Below are 17,327 nucleotides of genomic sequence, written 5' to 3' on the forward strand. Positions count from 1 at the left end.
AAGCTTACCCTTGAGAAGCTTTTATACTGTTTAACTGACTTAACTGTTCCTTAAGACGATACATCAAGTTTAAACGCAGTTTAAGATTTTGGATTAATGCATTAACGGTATGCTCATCTGGGCCACTAGTAGTCAACTCTGTAGACAAGCTTTTATATTCTGCATTCAACTCTTCCAATCGTAACACATACCCATCAAACAACTCTTTATTATCCGGTGTCAATTTTAGTTTAGATAATTCTAAATTAATATTGGCCACGTAATAATCTTCCACCTTTTTTAAATCAGGAGAAATATCTCCTAATGTTATAGATGGTTTTGTAGTATTAGTTTTTGGTGTTGGATTATCCGTTTCCACGACTTGTGTTGGCGTCGTTTGGGTTTTAAAAAGCGTATAACTTCCAAATCCTAAACCAATTACTAACAATACACTTGCTGCAATATTTAAAAATGTCCATTTAGACTTGGTTTTCTCTGGCAATGCGTGCTCTAACTTGTCCAAAAATCTAGCCTCATGTCCTTTAGACATTTGGGGTTTGGATAATGTATTATCTGCATTAAATAAGTCTTTAATATCTTTCGCCATAATGGGTGTGTTTTAAAAGGTCTTGCAATTTTACTTTTCCTCGGGATAATTGGGTACGCGAGGCAACTTCTGTAATATTCAAAATTTGCGAAATCTCTTGATGATCATACCCTTCTACTAAAAATAGCATGACTACGTATTTGTATTTATCCGGGAGGCTGTTAATGGCTTGTTTTATTTGGTCTAAAGTTGTTGTATCATCTACTAACCATTTGTCATTTGTATCGGTATCTATTACCTTCAGATGCACCTCGTCCAATTCAACCAATCGTTGCTTTTTAGACTTTAAGTAATCAATACTTTTATTAATAACAATACGTTTTAACCAAGCGCCAAAAGTAACATCGCCTTTAAATTGATGTAGTTTACTAAATGCCTTAATAAAAGCATCTTGGACGACATCTTCTGCCTCGGCTGTGTGGTTTACAAATCGTAAAGCAACATAATACATGGCATCGCAGTATTGCTGATACACCTGCATTTGGGCTTTCCGGTTGTTTTGTTTACACAACTCGATGTTATCTAAAGTAACGACTTTCACTTGTTGGTTTTTGGTTAGTGTTCAGCTTAAAGACGACACAAAAAAAGCAGTGTTGCAAAAAAGTGATATTATTTTTCAATTTAGCACAAATATTTAGAATAATTTAAGGCTTATCCTTCTGTAAGTACTAAATTTTCAGTTAATTTTGTTTCACTATTAATGACTATTATCCAGTTAAATTAAAATGAAAAAATTTATATATCTATTAATTCTTGTCGTAATTGGTGTCGTAGGTTATCAATTTTCGACTAGCACAGGACTATTTAATAAACCTTTAAGTCCAAAAGATACTGCCGGAATCAAAATTAACGACTTAAATGTAAAAGTTGTATACAACAGGCCTTCAAAACGTGACAGAGATGTTTTTGGTGCATTAGTCCCTTTTGATAAAGTGTGGCGTACTGGTGCCAATGAGGCAACTACATTTGAGACTAATCATGATCTATCAATAAAAGGCGTTAAATTACCTAAAGGAAAATATACCCTTTGGACCGTACCAAAAGCGGATAACTGGAAAGTCATGTTTAACTCTAAACAATATGATTGGGGAGTTAACGAAAAAATGGAACCTAATTGGGATCCTAATTTTGACGTGGTAGAAGTTGAAGTACCCGCACAAAAACTAGATAAAACCGTAGAGCAATTTACAGTCGCTTTTGACAACTCTACAGACGATTTAAAAATGACAATGGCTTGGGATAATGTAAAAATTGAAGTCCCTTTAAAAGATTAATTTTAGTAACGCTTACGCGGAAATTAAAAGCAACTATGTCCAATAAAAAAACAGCTCTATCAGAAACTGAAGGCGTTTCTTCTCCAGAAATGACCAATCCAGATGCTGTTTTAAAACTAAAAGCCAAACGTAGATTACAACGTACCACTAAAGATTTAGTAAGCGCGATTTTAAACGGAAACATTACCGCTTTAAGTCAAGCCATTACTTTAGTAGAAAGTAAAAACCCAAAACATACCGCACAAGCTAATGCTATAATTAAAGCCTGCTTACCACATGCCAATCAATCGACACGAATTGGTATTACCGGTGTGCCTGGTGTTGGAAAAAGCACCTTTATTGAAGCTTTTGGAACACATCTAACCACTTTAAACAAAAAAGTGGCAGTCTTGGCTGTAGATCCAAGTAGTAGCATAACTAAAGGTAGTATTCTTGGAGACAAAACCAGAATGGAAGATTTGGTTAAAAATAACAATGCCTATATACGCCCATCAGCCTCCGGAACATCTTTAGGCGGTGTAGCCAGAAAAACGCGGGAAACAATTATCCTATGTGAAGCTGCAGGTTTTGACACAGTGATTATTGAAACTGTTGGTGTTGGTCAAAGTGAAACTGCTGTCCATAGTATGGTAGACTTCTTTTTACTACTAAAACTAGCAGGCGCTGGAGACGAACTGCAAGGTATTAAAAGAGGTATTATTGAAATGGCAGACGCCATAGCCATTAACAAAGCAGATGGAGACAACGTTAAACGTGCTAAATTGGCTAAAGTCGAGTTTAACCGTGCTTTACACATGTACCCAATTAAAGACTCTAATTGGCAACCTAAAGTTACTTTATGCAGCGCTTTAACTAATGATGGTATCTCTGAAATTTGGGATGTTATTTCTGATTACATCACGCTAACTAAACAGAACAACTACTTTAATACCAAACGTACCGAGCAAAATAAATTTTGGTTGCTACAGACTATTGAAGAACAACTTAAAGCTGTCTTTTTTAATAATCCTGACATTAAAATAGAACTAAACAAACAACTCGCGCTGATTGAGGCCAATCAAACCACTCCTTTTGCTGCTGCAGATTACTTGTTAGGATTGGGGTAATTTTTTGCTGTATAAATTAGAAGTTTAACACTAAAACTAATCTAATAAAAACCATCGACAACTTAAAAAAAAGTCCTTTAAAACTATTTATTCTAATAATTAATTTCATTTTTTTATTACATTCTTGTGGTAACACAACTGAAAACAAAAAAGAGGATTCGCTAGAGATACGTACTAATGTAAAAGATATTAAAAGTCTAACCACATCTAAATTAATTATTCCAGATAGTTTAAATCAAAAATTTAAAGTGTTAAAAATTGACTCTATAGACAACAGCTATATGACGTATGCTTTTAAAGCAGATAAATATTATAAAATACTATCCAAAAAAAGTGATTTGATTAAATCCAAATGGAAAAAAAATAAACTTGGAAGCTACTATAATTTGCAATTAAAAGAGACCTATTCTCAACGTGGTCTATATGAACACGCAACTGGAATAGCAGCGGGTGATGGACCAATTATTTACTTTGAAGGAGATTCTATAAGAAGCTTGTACTCTTCCCCTAACACCAAAGAACTATATTACAGCCCATCACTTTAATCAACTGATAATATAACACTTACAAAACATCTATTCGGTTTTAATTTACTAATTTAGACAATACAATTAGCGCCTAATCATACACAATTAACCTAACCACCATGAAAAATATTCTGATAATACTGATTCTGACTATATTTATCAGTTGTAATAATGATGATGATGGCTACGAATATACAGAAATAGAAAATAGTCCATTAGCACACGTAGATTTGGGTTTTGAATTGGATGAACCAAATATAATTTTAAATGAACTTTCAAAAGCAGAACTCAAAAACTCAATACATTCTATTTTATTAGTTAGCTATGGAAATACATATAGAAAATGGGAATTTGAATATCTAGAAAACACAAACACCCTTTCTAAAATGGTATTTTATTTACCACATTACCAAGGTTGCGAACAAAACATATATGACTTTTCATATAATTCTCTAAATTTAATTGACAAAGTCGTTTCTACACGTAAGAACTTTTGTAATGAATATGAGGTTATTAAAACTTACACGTTTAATTACAACAACGCAGGATTATTAAAAAGTATTTTTATGGATAATGAATATTTCGTTGAAGAAAATTATTTCGGATATTATCCTAATGGAAAAATAAAAGAAATATATAATGACCACCGTGGACAAGGTTCTGAGCCTAGTTTTAATCTTCAAAAATTTACATACAACCAAACATTCACCAATGTAACAGAAGTTGAACAGATTAGCACAAACACGCATTATACTTATAAATATACTTACGATTCCAATCCAAATCCTTTTAAAGATGTGTTTATAGCCACATCCGTTTTTATGCCCTATATTGGACCTGCTTATCTATCAGAAAATAATGTTATTAAAGTGCTTAAAAAAAATGAAAATAATATTTATAATCAAGAATTTTGGACCGAGTTTGTATTCAACTATTCCAGTATAAATTTATTAATGAATTACTTTAATTCCAACAATGAAGTTGTTTACACTATTAATCAATAAAACAGTTTACAAATACACTTTAACGCCATGTATTACACGCTCTAAAACACGTCAAAATTTATTGAAGCAGTAATACGTTCTAAAAATTCTACTTGAATGTATCAATACAAAAGCTAACTACTAACAGTATTATTTACCACAACTTGACTTTGTTAAAAATATGTTAACTTTGTTTTTCGCTACTAAAAATTAAGCATTCTTTTATTAATTATTTTCAAAAGCTTAATTGTTAGATAATTTAACAAATGACTATGGAGCCTACTTATAAGGAGTTAAAGAAGCAGAATGACCGTTTACAAATAGACCTAAATAAAACGAAAAATGCTCTAGAACAAGCTACACTTGAAAATGAAAAAGCAGAAGTTAGAATCAGTTATTTACAATCAACTTTAGACCATTTAGATACTTGTATTTACATAAAAGATACAGAAAGGAAGTATTTGTACGCTAATAAAAAAACACTCAAATTATTTAATTGTACAGCAGAAGAGTTACAAGGAAGTAGTGATTTAAACTATTTTCCAAAAGACACCTGTGAACAATTATCACAGATTGATAGGCGTATTTTAGAACTTGGAGAAAACACTAATTTTGAAGTAGAATCCAAAGACAGTGACGGTAACAGAATAGTATTTTTAGAAATAAAAACTCCGCTTTTTGATAAAAACAACAACAGTAAAATTGTTGGTCTTTGTGGTCTATCCACCGACATTACTGAACGCAAAAAAAACGAAGAGGTAATAAAAGAAAGCCAACAACAATTAAAAATACTCAATAACACTAAGGATAAATTATTTTCAATCATAGCGCACGATTTAAGAAGCCCTTTTTATGGTATAACAGGTTTTTCAGAACTACTTATTGAAAATTTAAGCACTACAGAAGATGAAGAATCTAAAGAATATATTGGATTAATAGACACTTTAGCTAAAAACACTTTAATTCTGCTTGACAACCTTTTAAGTTGGGCAAAATCACAAACTAAAGAACTTAGTTTTAAGCCAGAGAAGCTTTTACTATCAGAAGTTATACAGGAAGTAATAGTGCTTAAAAAATCTCTTTCAAAAGTTAAGCACATTTCTTTAAACTATCAACCCACTGACAAAATTGAGTTATATACTGATAAAAATATCCTACAAACCATTTTAAGAAATCTAATTTCAAATGCTATTAAATTCACTAATAAGGGAGGTAAAATAGACATTACAGTTACTACTAATAAAGAGTTAATTGAAATTTGTGTTTCTGATAACGGTGTCGGAATCAGTAAAGAAAGCATTAATACTATTTTTGAACTCTCCAATACCACTGTTTTACCAGGCACTGCTAACGAACAAGGATCGGGATTAGGACTAATTCTTTGTAAAGAATTGGTTGAAAAACTTAATGGAACAATTTGGGTTGAAAGTAATGTAAAAAAAGGAAGTCAATTCACATTTACTTTGCCTTCTAGCATATAAAATCAAAAAAAAACACAGTTTTTAACTGTGCTTTTTTTACATTCTAGTTAACCTAATAACATATTAAAATTAGTTAGGTGAGTTTTAAAAGTTTCAGGAATAATATCTACTTCTTCTCTTAAAAAAATCTATCGATTACTTTCCTCAAATATTTTTCTCTTTTTCATAATCTTTAAAACAAAATAAATAATTGTAGAAATTATAGCTCCATAAAACCAAAAGTCATACTCTATTTTAAAAGATTCTGATTCGATTAAATTACCGACTAATTCAAAACCCCAAAACAACACAAACACAGCACAGAAACCATTCTTCTCCTTTTTCAAAACTTTCTTTATGCTAAACTCATATTTAGGTTTTGTATAATTTTTAAATGAAGGAATAAACGCGGGAACATTTATAGACCAATCCATATAGACAGATCCAAATTTATCGCGCAGAAAACTCTCTTCAGCATACATTATTCTCTCATAATAAAAAGCATAAAACAAAACAAAAGCAATAGAAAACCAAGTATTCTCTGTTAGCATAGCTACACCAAGCCACATAAAGAAATTACCAAGATATAATGGATGTCTAACAACTGAGTAAATACCAGTCGTATTTAACTCATCTGCTAACTGTCCCGATTTTGTATTTCTGCCAGACGTATTTTTAGGAGTAAAACCAACAGTAACTACTCGAATAAACAAACCAAACAAACTAATTCCGAGACATGCAAACTCGAACAATTCTGAAAACCAATGATCTGGAGTTTCAATTTCGTAATATTCCGTATGGATAAAAACTGCAAACCCCAAACCTAAAATAATTAGGGGCAAATAACTTCTATTTCTAAATAAAAAATCGCCTTGTGTTTTTAACTCTTCTTGTAATGCCATAATTTTAAAATTTATAAGTGAATCCTAATAAGTAATTGCCTTTTCCGCTTTTAAAAGAGAGGTTATAATGTTTTTTCTGATAAGGTGTAGTAAACAAATAAGTACTACCTACACCTACAAGTATTCCTCCAAAAACGTCCCAACCATCATGTCTATCATTTACCCCTTCCAGTCTAGAATACGCCACATAACTTGCTATGAAATATGCAGGGACACCATAGGACCAACCATATCGACGTTGTAAAAATGAAGCTCCAGAAAAAGCAACAGCAGTATGCCCTGACGGAAATGCATGTCCGTCCGTTGCGCTCTCAGGTCTTGACTTATTTATACTATACTTTAATAGATATGTTGCAGCCAGAGTTGTTCCATAGCTTTTGGTAAATTGCCAAAACCCTTGTTTGTCTTTTTTTGCCAAGATTGTTATTAATGCTGTAACAGCAGGTGCATGTTGCGCATAATCTCCAATTTTTTCAATAGTAGTTTCTCTTTGTATTTCAGCATCGGAATCAACATCCTGTCCAAATAAAAAAAATGGAAATACAATTAAAAGAAGATTACAAAGCTTTTTATAAATTAGTGCTCCTTTCATATTAAAATTTATAAATGAAGCCTAATGAATAATTGTCATCTTTACTATTAAAAGATAATTCCATATGTTGCTTTTGATACTCAGTAGTAAATAAATAAGAACTACCAATACCTATTATCGCGCCCACAAGAATATCCCAACTATCATGTTTTTTTGCATCAATACGACTAAAAGCTGTAAATCCAGCCAAAGCATATGCGGGTATACTATATTTAAACCCATAACGCATATGCAAGAATGATGCACTCTGAAAAGTAGTAGATGTATGACCAGATGGAAAAGAATGGTTATTACTTGCATCCGGCCTTGGTTTGTTTACACTAAGTTTCAAACCATAAGTAAGCGCTTCTGTTAGTACTAAAGATTTCACAAATTGCCAACTTCCTTTTGTATCATCTATTAAAAAAGTACTTGCTAATGTTGTTACAGGAAGTGCTATAAGTATTATATCTCCTGACCTTTCAATAACCGTATTCTGAGCAGGTAATTTATTGCAGGATATAACAAAAAGGATAAAAAAAATAAATACTAATTGGGGAATTTTTGATTTGTACATTGAGAAAATTAAGTTCGGTTTCTCAAAGAACGTCGTATTTACAAAAGATATTTTTTAGAAGAGGTGCAGACTAATTTTGTTAGACCTATTCTGTTTTTTTTAAGTGAATTTTCCTATACTCACTAGGTGTTAAACCTTTGATTTTCTTAAATGTAGAGTTAAAAGATGATTTAGAATTAAAACCAACATCCATTGCTATTCCTAAAAGTGTTAAATGGCCATTTTGGTCGTTTTCAAGTCGTTTCAAAAATTCCTCAATACGATATCTATTTATAAAGTCTTGAAAACTTGTGTCCAAATGCAAATTCAAAACTTCAGAAATATATTGACGGGGAATATTTAAATTTTCAGAGACATTATGTATAGATAATTTACTGTTGAGATACAATTTATCAATCTCCATTGCATTAATAATATCTGATTTGTATTTATTAATTAAATTAGGATTTAAATTTGAATTTTTATACTTGCTTCTATCCTGTTTAGGCAATAATTGGCTATCTTTTGTTAATAACTTAAAAGCAATAAAATAAAACAAAAAAGCAATAACCAATAAAAGATAAGTAATAAAATCCGAGTCTGTAAGTAGAGAGATTTCATTAAAACCGAATGTCTTAAGTAATTCATTTAAAGAAGAAAACGCAAATAATATAACAATTGGGATAGCAAAATAAATGATCCAATGCTTCTTTTTTGTTGTGATTACAGAATATACAATTAACGACAAGTAAATAATAAATGTTAATTCTGAAAGAAATTCAAAAATTTCTACAACAAAAGACTCTGTAGGAAATAATACTTCAATTCCTTCAATAACAAAATAGATAATATTAGGAATAAAAAATAAATAATCAAACTTTTGGAATTTTTCCTTACCATTTTTATAGTACCTAAAAAATAAAAACAAAAAAGTAACAAAAAGAGAACTATCAAATAAAAACCAATCTGCTTGTTCTACAAAAAGATTATTTTCGTCATCACCTAGTATGTATAATAACACAGAAAGTAAACTACCAAAAAGTAAAACAAAAGGTATTTTCTTATAGTCTTTGCGATTAAAAAACAAAACAGATATAACAAAAAAACCTTGTAATAAAGCAATAATTTGGAGTATTTTAAGCATTCTGTTTATCTGAAATTTAATAAAATATTAAGTTTGAAAATCATAAAAAACAGCAGTATTAAAGTAGGATAACAAAAATCTTATAGCTCTTCTCTTTTTGAATCACAACAATCCATTTGTACTAAATGTAATATATAATACTCTTACACATGATAAAGTTGCTCTATAAAAACAAACCATTATAACGTTCTTGTTTTTTATTAAATTATTATACAAAATTAGCCTTGTACCATTCTACTTGAGCTTTAACACCTTCTAATAAAGTAGTCTGCGGATTATAATTTAACAATTTTCTAGCTTTATCGATATTAGCTTTAGTACGTAATTGATCTCCTACTCTAGCTTTGACGTGATCAATTTTTATAGCCTGTCCAATAACTTGCTCAACCGCCTCAATACCGTCTTGTGTGGTATGTTCTACTTCTGTCCCAAGATTAATAATTTCGCCATCTACTTTAGTGTCATTACCAACTACACTAACAATACCATCCACGATATCTCCAACATAAGTAAAACTACGTAAATGTGTCGCGCTTCCTTCGTATAACGGGAAAGCCTCTCCATTGTATGCACACGCTATTAATTTGGTGTACATTTTCTCTGGACGTTCTCTTGGTCCAATCACAGAATATAAACGCAGAGAACAGCTTTTAAATAGTTTCTCTCTACTTTTTTGTAATACAAGTTGCTCTGCTGCTAATTTAGTAACCCCATAATGCGATGCTGGTTCTGGTGCTTTTGTTTCTGGAAAAGTTGCTTCCAAGCCATAAATTGAAGATGTCCCGATATTAACAAACAGTTCCAAACTATTACACTCTAATGCGTAATCAATTAAGTTTTTAGTTGCAATAATATTATTAGTAAAATAATCTTCAAAAGTTGAACTTGCCGAAATACCTGGCTGTGCAGCAAAATGAAAAATATAATTAATATCTTTTGGTAAAGCTTCAGCTAAATTATCAGCTCTTAAATCGGTCTTAATAATCTTAATTCCTTTTTCTAAAAGTGCCTTTTCGTTTAAGGTTTTCAGCGCTAAGCTGTAATAATCATTAAAATTATCTAAACCAACAACGTCATGACCTAAATCGTGTAAACGTTCGCATGTGTGAGAGCCTATAAAACCTGCTGCTCCAGTAACTAAAATCTTCATAAGTGCATTTCTATACTACAAAGAAACATATTTTTTTTCGATACCGATTTCAATTATCTAAAAAACAATACATTTGTAGCACTAAAATAGGTTTATGAATTACCAGTTTACCATCATTGTTCCTGTATATAACGAGGAAGATAATTTACTAAGAGTTGAAAAGGAGTTATTAGCTTACACGCAAATAGCAACAAAAACAACTAAAATATTATTTGTTAATGATGGCTCAAAAGATAAAAGCCAAGCATTAATCGAAGCTATTTGTAGTAGACATGATGCTTTTGACTACATATTATTTAAAGAAAATCGTGGTTTAAGTGCTGCAATAAAAGCTGGTTTTGACTATACTACAACGGAGTTAGTTGGGTATATTGATTCGGACTTGCAAACAGCTCCTGAAGACTTTAATCTACTACTAGCACATATTGGTGAATTTGATTTAGTTACTGGTGTCCGCTCTAACCGAAAAGATAGTTTTGTAAAAAACATGTCGTCTAAAATTGCAAATGGTATTAGACGTGCTTTTACAAAAGACGGAATGGATGACACAGGTTGTCCCTTAAAAGTTATCAAAACAGATTATGCTAAACGTATCCCAATGTTTAAAGGGTTGCACCGTTTTTTACCAGCTATGATCATGTTACAAAACGGAACAACTAAGCAAATAACGGTACAGCACTTTCCAAGAGTTGCTGGAGAAGCAAAATTTGGGGTTTGGAATAGGCTTTTAGGACCTTTAATGGACTGTTTTGCGTATTTATGGATGAAGAAAAAGTACATTAATTACGAAGTCGCTAAGAAAAAATAATGAGCAACTGGATTATACTTAGCATTGGTTTTTTGGCGCAAACCTTATTTTCGTCTCGTTTAATAATCCAATGGATTACTAGCGAGAAACAAAAACGAGTAATTACGCCAACCTTATTTTGGACGCTAAGTTTAATCGCTTCGTTTTTACTTTTTATTTATGGGTATTTACGTGATGACTTTGCAATTATGTTAGGTCAAGGTCTTACCTATTACATCTACATTAGAAATTTACAGTTGCAAAACCAATGGAAAACATTTCCGGCTGGCATCAGATGGATTTTACTATTAATGCCCATTTTTATTACCGTTTTCTATTTTAACAACAACGCTATTGATACGGTTAAATTATTTAAAAACCAAGCCATCCCATTATGGTTATTAGTATTAGGGATAGTTTCTCAAATAGTATTTACATTACGTTTTGTATACCAATGGTTATATTCTGAAAAAAACAAAGAATCGTCTTTACCTCTTGGGTTTTGGGCGTTAAGCCTAATAGGATCTCTATTAATTTTAACCTACGCTATTTTTAGAGTAGACTATGTGCTGCTAGTGGGACACTCCTTAGGAGCGGTTATTTACATCAGAAATTTGTTAATTCTAAAACAACAAAATGCCTAAGCTATTTAAAGATTATCCACTTACTATTATTTGTTTGATTATAGCAATTATGTTATTACCAAACCTAGAAACCATACAAGTAACAATCATGGAAGCACGTAATTTTATTACTGCAAGAGAAATGATACAGGATAATAACTGGCTATTAACCACCATGAATGGCGAAGCACGTTATGAAAAACCACCATTACCAACATGGCTGACTGCTTTTTCAGGACTACTTTTTGGAGTAAAGAGTATCTTTGGAATGCGTCTACCGGCTATACTAATGATTATGGTATTGGCTGTTTTTAGTTTTAAACTATCAGAATCTATATTACAAAACAAGACGCATAGTATAATAAACACCCTAATATTAATCACATCATTTTATATTATTGGTATCACTATTGAAGCCCCATGGGATATTTTTACACATGGCTTTATGATGATAGCCATATACTACTTATTTACCTTTTTTAAATCTGAAAACACCAATTGGAAACACGTCTTATATGCAGCACTATTTATTGGATGCTCTATACTAAGTAAAGGTCCTGTTAGCTTTTACGCGTTATTATTACCGTTTTTATTAGCCTATGGTTTCAGTTTTAAATATAAAAACATCAAAACAAAAATATTACCTATTATAACTACACTTGCACTAGCCATTGTTATTGGTGGTTGGTGGTACTTTTATGTCAGACTTGAAGATCCGACAACATTTGCTGCTATTACAAGTAAAGAAACAGGAAATTGGACTAGTTATAATGTTAGACCATTTTATTACTATTGGAGCTTTTTTACACAAAGTGGGTTATGGACTATTCCTGCTTTTATAAGTTTATTATACCCTTATTTAAAAACAAGAGTTATAAACTTGAAAGCTTACAAATTCACGCTATTTTGGACACTTTTTGCAGTTGTACTATTATCTGTAATCCCTGAGAAAAAATCACGTTATTTAATGCCTGTTTTAATTCCGTTGGCTTTAAATATTGGGTTTTATATCGAGTATTTAATTCGTAAGTTTAAAACTCTAGAAGATAAGCGTGAAACTATTCCTGTGTATTTTAACTTTGGTTTAATTGCTCTAGTTGGTATTGTCGCTCCTTTTTTAGTGTATTTTAAATTTGCTGATCAATTAAATACTAACTTGTTTCAATTTATCCTATTTGCTATAGTTGTTTTTGTGTTAGGTTTAGCAATACTATCACAACTAATAAAAAAAGAGATTAAATCAGTTTTCTTATTAACCACTGCGTTTTTTGCAGCTATCTTTCTTTTCGGTTTACCGTTAACAAAAAGCTTTACTAGTGCCAATTTTAAGCCAATTTCTGAGCTTTTAAAAGAAACTAAAAACACTAATACCAAACTTTATATTATCAATAATATTGCGCCTGAAGCAATATGGCAATATGGCGAAAAGATCCCGCAGATCTCTAAAGACAAGACTACTTTTAATTTTCCTTTAGAGAAAGAATTTGCTGTCCTATCTGATTATATGAGTCAAAAGGATTTAGAGGCGATAAGTGAAATTTATACTATTACACAACAGACAACTTACGATTTAAATGAAAGCGCGCCAAATAGCAAACAGTATAAAGACCGACTGATCGCTAAGTATTATTATCTTAAAAAGAAGTAATTTATTTTAACTGAAATCTAGATTGAAAGTACTTATCTAACTTGTAAAACAAGACTCCAGAAAAGGCACCAAACAACATTCCGCTTAATATATCTAAAGGATAATGTACTCCAATATACACTCTGCTGTAAGCCATTACTATTGCCCAAACTATCAAGAAATATATTAAATACTTGTATTTATAGCGTAATACTAATCCAGAAAAAATAGCAACTGCCATACTATTACTGGCATGACCAGAAAAGTACCCAAAAGCACCACCACAGGATGACTTAACTAAGCGCATGACCTGAATAAGATCGTCTTCATGACAAGGTCTAGGACGTCTTACCAATACTTTTTTGAAAAGGTTTGTAATTTGGTCTGTAAATAAAATCATTAAAGCAATAACTACAACCGTTAGTACAAACATTTTTGTATTAGACCTTTTGTACATAAAATAGGCTAAGATTCCGTAAAACGGAATCCAATGTACTTTATCCGTATAAAACATCCAGAAACTATCCCAAGTGGTAGATCCTAATCCGTTTAAAAATAAAAAAAGCTCCTTATCGTATTGTACTAATTGGTCTAACATATAATTAATCGTCGTATCTTGCTACTTCCCTATCGTAAAAAGCAGTTGCTTCTATGATTAGATTTTCAGTCTCCATTTCTAATTCTTTTTCGTCGTGTTGGTCAAAATCTTCAAACCATTCCACTTCGTCATCTTCTAGATTGATAATAAATCTAGGAAACTGAGTATGAATCACAAAAATTGCATTTGGTAAATCTGTATTATCGCCTAGTATGTATTTTGGTAGTTCCATGTTGTATTTAGCTTTTAGCTTTTGGCTGTTAGTTATTAGCCGAGTTCAAAATTAACCTTTTAGTTAGATAATTAAAACGTATAAACAATAAAATAGCTGCAGAAGTTAAACCAGCTAGTAATCCTAACCAAATACCAAAGCTACCATAAGCGTCTTCCTTACCAAAATACCAACTGATTGGGAATCCAATTAACCAGTATGAGATAAATGTAATTATAGTTGGAATTTTAACATCCTGAAGTCCTCTTAAAGCTCCCAGAACAACGACCTGCAAACTATCACTAATTTGAAACACTGCTGCTGCAATTAATAATTGTGAGGCTATTGTGACCACTTCCATATTGTCCTTAAAGTTTACAGTATCATCAAAATCGACATATAAACGAGGTAAAAATTGATTAAAAATCAAGAATAAAGATGCGAAAATAACTGCAAAAATAAAGCCCATTAAAAATAAGGACACCGCAATACGACGCAACTCTAAATATTGATGTAATCCTTTTTGGTTACCAACCCTAATCATAGAAGCAACACTAAGTCCCATTGCAACCATAAAGGTCATAGAGCTTAAGTTTAAAGCCACTTGATTGGCTGCTTGAGGGTTTTTACCTAATAATCCACTAAGCCAAATAGCAGCAGTAAAAATGGCTACTTCAAAAAACATTTGCATAGCACTAGGCGTTCCTAATCCTATAATTTTTTTAAGCATTAATTTATCTAATACAAAAAATTTAATATTGACGACGTAGTCTTTAGATTTAGCGCGTCCTTTTAACAACCACCATAAATAAATTACCATTATAATACGCGATACCAGCGTCCCGTAAGCTGCACCAATTATTCCCATTTCTGGGAAACCAAACTTACCAAAGATTAGCAAGTAGTTTAATCCTACGTTTATTAAATTGGCTAAAATTGTAGCATACATTGGGTATTTAGTTAATGACAACCCATCACTAAACTGTTTAAACCCTTGAAATATAATTAATGGAATTAATGAAAACGCGACTAAGTCCAAATACGGAATAGCCAACTCCACAACCTCTATAGGCTGCTTCATTAAATACATTAAAGGTTTAGCAAAAAACACTAATAAGAATAACAAAATCCCTAAAACGGTACACAAAAACAACCCGTGTTTAAATGCCGATTTACCTTTACCAAAGTCGTTTGCACTATCTGCTTCTGCCACCAAAGGTGTAATAGCAGTGCTAAACCCGATACCAATTGACATGGCAATAAACATAAAACTATTACCTAATGACACAGCAGCTAACTCTGCTGTTCCCATTTGACCAACCATGATATTATCTACAAAACTGACAAATGTATGACCAAGCATGCCCAACATAACCGGAGCTGCAAGCTGCCAGTTGTATTTAAACTCTTTAGTGTAATTACTTAATACCATTACTTTTTACGTTAATTTCATTTAAAAACAGATACCTCCTATTTTTTTGAAAACACTACATTTTCACCTGACTTAGATACTTTAAAATTAAATTCGTCTAATCTAGAATGGACCAAGTCTGTAACACCAGGCGCATAATTTTCATGTAATTCTAAAAAGCCAAATGTAGTCTTAGATAACCAATATTGATAGTTTTGTTCAAAAACATTTTTCTCTGAACCTTCAATATCCATTTTTAATATATCAATTATTTTAATGTCATGCTCCAACATGATGGCATCCAAACTATACCCTTTAAATTCTTTAGTATTATCTATTGCTTCTACCACTCTAAATGCCCATTTACCAGCATCTTTATTCAGAATTTTTAAATCGGTATTTATATTCCAAACACCGCCTTTTACAATAAACACATCCTTAAAGCCAGAGGTGTTTTTTTTAATAATTTCAATATTAGAAGTGTCAGGCTCAATAGCTATAAGTTTAGCCTTTTTAAACTTATTTTTAAAATACACTATCGAAAACCCGCAATTAGAACCAGCATCTACGATATAATTAACCTGTTCTGGAAAAGTGACATTATATTCTTCTTCAATAAAAATTTGTTTGAATATTTTTAAGTCGGAAGTTTTTGGTCTTAGGTAAACTTTATTATCATATCCCTTCAGTTTTAAAACTAAATACGGCGCTTTACTAGTTTTAGAGAGTAACAATTTAACGCACTGAAAAACACCAAGTAGACCTATCCATTTTGGAATCCACTTAATTTGATAAGATTTAAAAAGCAGTTTTTTAATTAGCATTATAATATGTTAGGCCACTAAAAATTACAGTTGTCCAACATTAGACTTAGCCACATCAAACTCCGCAACCATGTCTTTAACAATTTCAGCTACTGGTTTTATATCGTGAATTAACCCTGCTATTTGACCAATCTCTAGTTCGCCATCGTCTAAGTCTCCTTCAAACATCCCTTTTTTGGCACGCGCACGACCTAATAATTCTTTAAGTTGTTCTGGTGTCGGACTCGTTTTATATAACGCTTCTAATTGTTGATAAAACTTGTTTTTAACAAGTCTAACAGGCGCTAATTCTTTTAACGTCAATTGGGTGTCGCCTTCTTTAGCATCAACCACAACTTGCTTAAATGCTTGATGCGCGCTACTTTCTGTACTTGCCACAAATCGACTCCCGACTTGCACACCATCAGCACCTAAAACCATACACGCTAACATCGCTTTTCCTGTAGCAATACCTCCAGCTGCAATTAGCGGAATTTGTAGTTGTTCTCGCACCATTGGAATTAAAGTTAGCGTAGTCGTTTCGTCACGACCGTTATGTCCTCCTGCTTCAAAACCTTCTGCAACAATGGCATCTACACCTGCTGCTTGTGCTTTTAAAGCAAACTTAACACTACTAACAACATGCACCACTGTTATCCCTTTATCTTGTAACCATTTGGTCCACGTTTTTGGATTTCCTGCGGAAGTAAATACAATCTTAACCTCTTCTTCCACAATAATATTCATGATCTCCTCAATATTAGGATATAACATTGGAACATTAACACCAAAGGGTTTATCTGTTGCTTTTTTACATTTTTGAATGTGTTCTCTTAACACATCTGGATACATACTTCCGGCACCAATCAATCCTAATATTCCAGAATTACTTGCTGCTGAAGCTAATTTCCAACCACTATTCCAAATCATTCCTGCTTGGATAATTGGATGTTTAATATTAAAAAGTTGGGTGATTTTGTTTGACATATTCAATGGGATTTTTGAATC

20 protein-coding genes are annotated in these 17,327 nt (G+C 31.9%); 8 read left to right on the forward strand and 12 right to left on the reverse strand.

Features of this window, described 5'->3' with window-relative positions; genetic code table 11:
- Positions 1–4: 4 nt before the first annotated feature.
- Together ACZ2G2_RS01110 and ACZ2G2_RS01115 are read right to left on the reverse strand one after the other, a co-directional pair.
- Complete coding sequence (locus ACZ2G2_RS01110; protein WP_470393528.1) at positions 5–586, reverse strand: hypothetical protein; 582 nt, start codon at positions 584–586, stop codon at positions 5–7.
- Entirely contained in the window at positions 570–1,127 is a 558-nt protein-coding gene (locus ACZ2G2_RS01115) for an RNA polymerase sigma factor (RefSeq protein WP_470393530.1), read from the reverse strand. The genes ACZ2G2_RS01110 and ACZ2G2_RS01115 overlap by 17 nt, the downstream gene beginning before the upstream one ends.
- Positions 1,128–1,311: 184 nt before the next feature.
- On the opposite strand from ACZ2G2_RS01115, the gene ACZ2G2_RS01120 reads away from it, so the two are divergent.
- The 5 genes from ACZ2G2_RS01120 to ACZ2G2_RS01140 all read left to right on the forward strand — a co-directional run bounded on the left by ACZ2G2_RS01120 (position 1,312) and on the right by ACZ2G2_RS01140 (position 5,957).
- Complete coding sequence (locus ACZ2G2_RS01120; protein WP_101202994.1) at positions 1,312–1,860, forward strand: DUF2911 domain-containing protein; 549 nt, start codon at positions 1,312–1,314, stop codon at positions 1,858–1,860.
- A gap of 35 nt (positions 1,861–1,895) precedes the next feature.
- Complete coding sequence (gene meaB / locus ACZ2G2_RS01125; protein WP_470393532.1) at positions 1,896–2,966, forward strand: methylmalonyl Co-A mutase-associated GTPase MeaB; 1,071 nt, start codon at positions 1,896–1,898, stop codon at positions 2,964–2,966.
- A gap of 248 nt (positions 2,967–3,214) precedes the next feature.
- Positions 3,215–3,511 carry a hypothetical protein gene (locus tag ACZ2G2_RS01130; RefSeq protein WP_470393534.1) on the forward strand — a complete coding sequence of 99 codons (297 nt, stop codon included), beginning with the start codon at positions 3,215–3,217 and terminating at the stop codon, positions 3,509–3,511.
- A gap of 101 nt (positions 3,512–3,612) precedes the next feature.
- Entirely contained in the window at positions 3,613–4,497 is an 885-nt protein-coding gene (locus ACZ2G2_RS01135) for a hypothetical protein (RefSeq protein ID WP_470393536.1), read from the forward strand.
- 251 nt (positions 4,498–4,748) lie between these two features.
- On the forward strand, positions 4,749–5,957 hold the full coding sequence (locus tag ACZ2G2_RS01140) for a PAS domain-containing sensor histidine kinase (RefSeq protein ID WP_470393537.1): 1,209 nt from the start codon (positions 4,749–4,751) through the stop codon (positions 5,955–5,957).
- 128 nt (positions 5,958–6,085) lie between these two features.
- Here the strand turns inward: ACZ2G2_RS01140 and ACZ2G2_RS01145 are convergent, their stop codons facing one another.
- The 5 genes from ACZ2G2_RS01145 to ACZ2G2_RS01165 form a co-directional block, all read right to left on the reverse strand.
- Complete coding sequence (locus tag ACZ2G2_RS01145) at positions 6,086–6,838, reverse strand: methyltransferase family protein (RefSeq protein ID WP_470393539.1); 753 nt, start codon at positions 6,836–6,838, stop codon at positions 6,086–6,088.
- A 4-nt stretch (positions 6,839–6,842) separates the two neighbouring features.
- Positions 6,843–7,430: a phosphatase PAP2 family protein gene (locus tag ACZ2G2_RS01150; RefSeq protein WP_470393541.1), complete on the reverse strand. Its 588-nt coding sequence runs from the start codon at positions 7,428–7,430 to the stop codon at positions 6,843–6,845.
- Position 7,431: 1 nt separating this feature from the next.
- Positions 7,432–7,986, reverse strand: a complete 555-nt coding sequence (locus ACZ2G2_RS01155) for a phosphatase PAP2 family protein (RefSeq protein ID WP_470393543.1) — start codon at positions 7,984–7,986, stop codon at positions 7,432–7,434.
- Between the two features lie 85 nt (positions 7,987–8,071).
- The gene (locus ACZ2G2_RS01160) at positions 8,072–9,109 is read right to left on the reverse strand and encodes a helix-turn-helix domain-containing protein (RefSeq protein WP_470393544.1); all 1,038 of its coding nucleotides are present in this window, start codon (positions 9,107–9,109) and stop codon (positions 8,072–8,074) included.
- 208 nt (positions 9,110–9,317) lie between these two features.
- Entirely contained in the window at positions 9,318–10,259 is a 942-nt protein-coding gene (locus ACZ2G2_RS01165; RefSeq protein WP_101203003.1) for an NAD-dependent epimerase/dehydratase family protein, read from the reverse strand.
- A gap of 94 nt (positions 10,260–10,353) precedes the next feature.
- Between ACZ2G2_RS01165 and ACZ2G2_RS01170 the strand changes: the two genes are divergently transcribed.
- From ACZ2G2_RS01170 to ACZ2G2_RS01180, 3 genes are read left to right on the forward strand one after another with little or no spacing between them, the layout of a single operon-like run.
- Positions 10,354–11,067: a glycosyltransferase family 2 protein gene (locus ACZ2G2_RS01170; RefSeq protein WP_090839224.1), complete on the forward strand. Its 714-nt coding sequence runs from the start codon at positions 10,354–10,356 to the stop codon at positions 11,065–11,067.
- Entirely contained in the window at positions 11,067–11,690 is a 624-nt protein-coding gene (locus ACZ2G2_RS01175) for a lipid-A-disaccharide synthase N-terminal domain-containing protein (protein WP_470393547.1), read from the forward strand. The genes ACZ2G2_RS01170 and ACZ2G2_RS01175 overlap by 1 nt, the downstream gene beginning before the upstream one ends.
- The gene (locus ACZ2G2_RS01180) at positions 11,683–13,317 is read left to right on the forward strand and encodes an ArnT family glycosyltransferase (protein ID WP_470393549.1); all 1,635 of its coding nucleotides are present in this window, start codon (positions 11,683–11,685) and stop codon (positions 13,315–13,317) included. Before ACZ2G2_RS01175 ends, ACZ2G2_RS01180 begins: the two co-directional genes overlap by 8 nt.
- Position 13,318: 1 nt before the next feature.
- Here ACZ2G2_RS01180 and ACZ2G2_RS01185 read toward each other — a convergent pair whose 3' ends face one another.
- The 5 genes from ACZ2G2_RS01185 to ACZ2G2_RS01205 are packed head-to-tail and all read right to left on the reverse strand — an operon-like array spanning position 13,319 to position 17,306.
- Positions 13,319–13,894, reverse strand: a complete 576-nt coding sequence (locus ACZ2G2_RS01185; protein ID WP_101203006.1) for a phosphatase PAP2 family protein — start codon at positions 13,892–13,894, stop codon at positions 13,319–13,321.
- A gap of 4 nt (positions 13,895–13,898) precedes the next feature.
- Entirely contained in the window at positions 13,899–14,126 is a 228-nt protein-coding gene (locus ACZ2G2_RS01190) for a hypothetical protein (RefSeq protein ID WP_272023380.1), read from the reverse strand.
- Positions 14,127–14,154: 28 nt separating this feature from the next.
- Entirely contained in the window at positions 14,155–15,537 is a 1,383-nt protein-coding gene (locus ACZ2G2_RS01195; RefSeq protein WP_470393551.1) for an MATE family efflux transporter, read from the reverse strand.
- Between the two features lie 38 nt (positions 15,538–15,575).
- Complete coding sequence (locus ACZ2G2_RS01200) at positions 15,576–16,340, reverse strand: FkbM family methyltransferase (RefSeq protein WP_470393554.1); 765 nt, start codon at positions 16,338–16,340, stop codon at positions 15,576–15,578.
- 24 nt (positions 16,341–16,364) lie between these two features.
- Entirely contained in the window at positions 16,365–17,306 is a 942-nt protein-coding gene (locus tag ACZ2G2_RS01205; protein WP_470393556.1) for an NAD(P)H-dependent flavin oxidoreductase, read from the reverse strand.
- Between the last annotated feature and the right edge of the window lie 21 nt (positions 17,307–17,327).

Source organism: Olleya sp. KKT75, from assembly GCF_055635485.1.

What these genes read in the sequence shown, in the direction of transcription:
- ACZ2G2_RS01165 (WP_101203003.1), bottom strand. Translation starts at nt 10,259, where the DNA reads ATGAAGATTTTAGTTACTGGAGCAGCAGGTTTTATAGGCTCTCACACA.
- meaB (WP_470393532.1), top strand. Translation starts at nt 1,896, where the DNA reads ATGTCCAATAAAAAAACAGCTCTATCAGAAACTGAAGGCGTTTCTTCT.
- ACZ2G2_RS01145 (WP_470393539.1), bottom strand. Translation starts at nt 6,838, where the DNA reads ATGGCATTACAAGAAGAGTTAAAAACACAAGGCGATTTTTTATTTAGA.
- ACZ2G2_RS01180 (WP_470393549.1), top strand. Translation starts at nt 11,683, where the DNA reads ATGCCTAAGCTATTTAAAGATTATCCACTTACTATTATTTGTTTGATT.
- ACZ2G2_RS01135 (WP_470393536.1), top strand. Translation starts at nt 3,613, where the DNA reads ATGAAAAATATTCTGATAATACTGATTCTGACTATATTTATCAGTTGT.
- ACZ2G2_RS01200 (WP_470393554.1), bottom strand. Translation starts at nt 16,340, where the DNA reads ATGCTAATTAAAAAACTGCTTTTTAAATCTTATCAAATTAAGTGGATT.
- ACZ2G2_RS01185 (WP_101203006.1), bottom strand. Translation starts at nt 13,894, where the DNA reads ATGTTAGACCAATTAGTACAATACGATAAGGAGCTTTTTTTATTTTTA.
- ACZ2G2_RS01140 (WP_470393537.1), top strand. Translation starts at nt 4,749, where the DNA reads ATGGAGCCTACTTATAAGGAGTTAAAGAAGCAGAATGACCGTTTACAA.
- ACZ2G2_RS01195 (WP_470393551.1), bottom strand. Translation starts at nt 15,537, where the DNA reads ATGGTATTAAGTAATTACACTAAAGAGTTTAAATACAACTGGCAGCTT.
- ACZ2G2_RS01110 (WP_470393528.1), bottom strand. Translation starts at nt 586, where the DNA reads ATGGCGAAAGATATTAAAGACTTATTTAATGCAGATAATACATTATCC.
- ACZ2G2_RS01150 (WP_470393541.1), bottom strand. Translation starts at nt 7,430, where the DNA reads ATGAAAGGAGCACTAATTTATAAAAAGCTTTGTAATCTTCTTTTAATT.
- ACZ2G2_RS01170 (WP_090839224.1), top strand. Translation starts at nt 10,354, where the DNA reads ATGAATTACCAGTTTACCATCATTGTTCCTGTATATAACGAGGAAGAT.
- ACZ2G2_RS01120 (WP_101202994.1), top strand. Translation starts at nt 1,312, where the DNA reads ATGAAAAAATTTATATATCTATTAATTCTTGTCGTAATTGGTGTCGTA.
- ACZ2G2_RS01205 (WP_470393556.1), bottom strand. Translation starts at nt 17,306, where the DNA reads ATGTCAAACAAAATCACCCAACTTTTTAATATTAAACATCCAATTATC.
- ACZ2G2_RS01190 (WP_272023380.1), bottom strand. Translation starts at nt 14,126, where the DNA reads ATGGAACTACCAAAATACATACTAGGCGATAATACAGATTTACCAAAT.
- ACZ2G2_RS01155 (WP_470393543.1), bottom strand. Translation starts at nt 7,986, where the DNA reads ATGTACAAATCAAAAATTCCCCAATTAGTATTTATTTTTTTTATCCTT.
- ACZ2G2_RS01175 (WP_470393547.1), top strand. Translation starts at nt 11,067, where the DNA reads ATGAGCAACTGGATTATACTTAGCATTGGTTTTTTGGCGCAAACCTTA.
- ACZ2G2_RS01160 (WP_470393544.1), bottom strand. Translation starts at nt 9,109, where the DNA reads ATGCTTAAAATACTCCAAATTATTGCTTTATTACAAGGTTTTTTTGTT.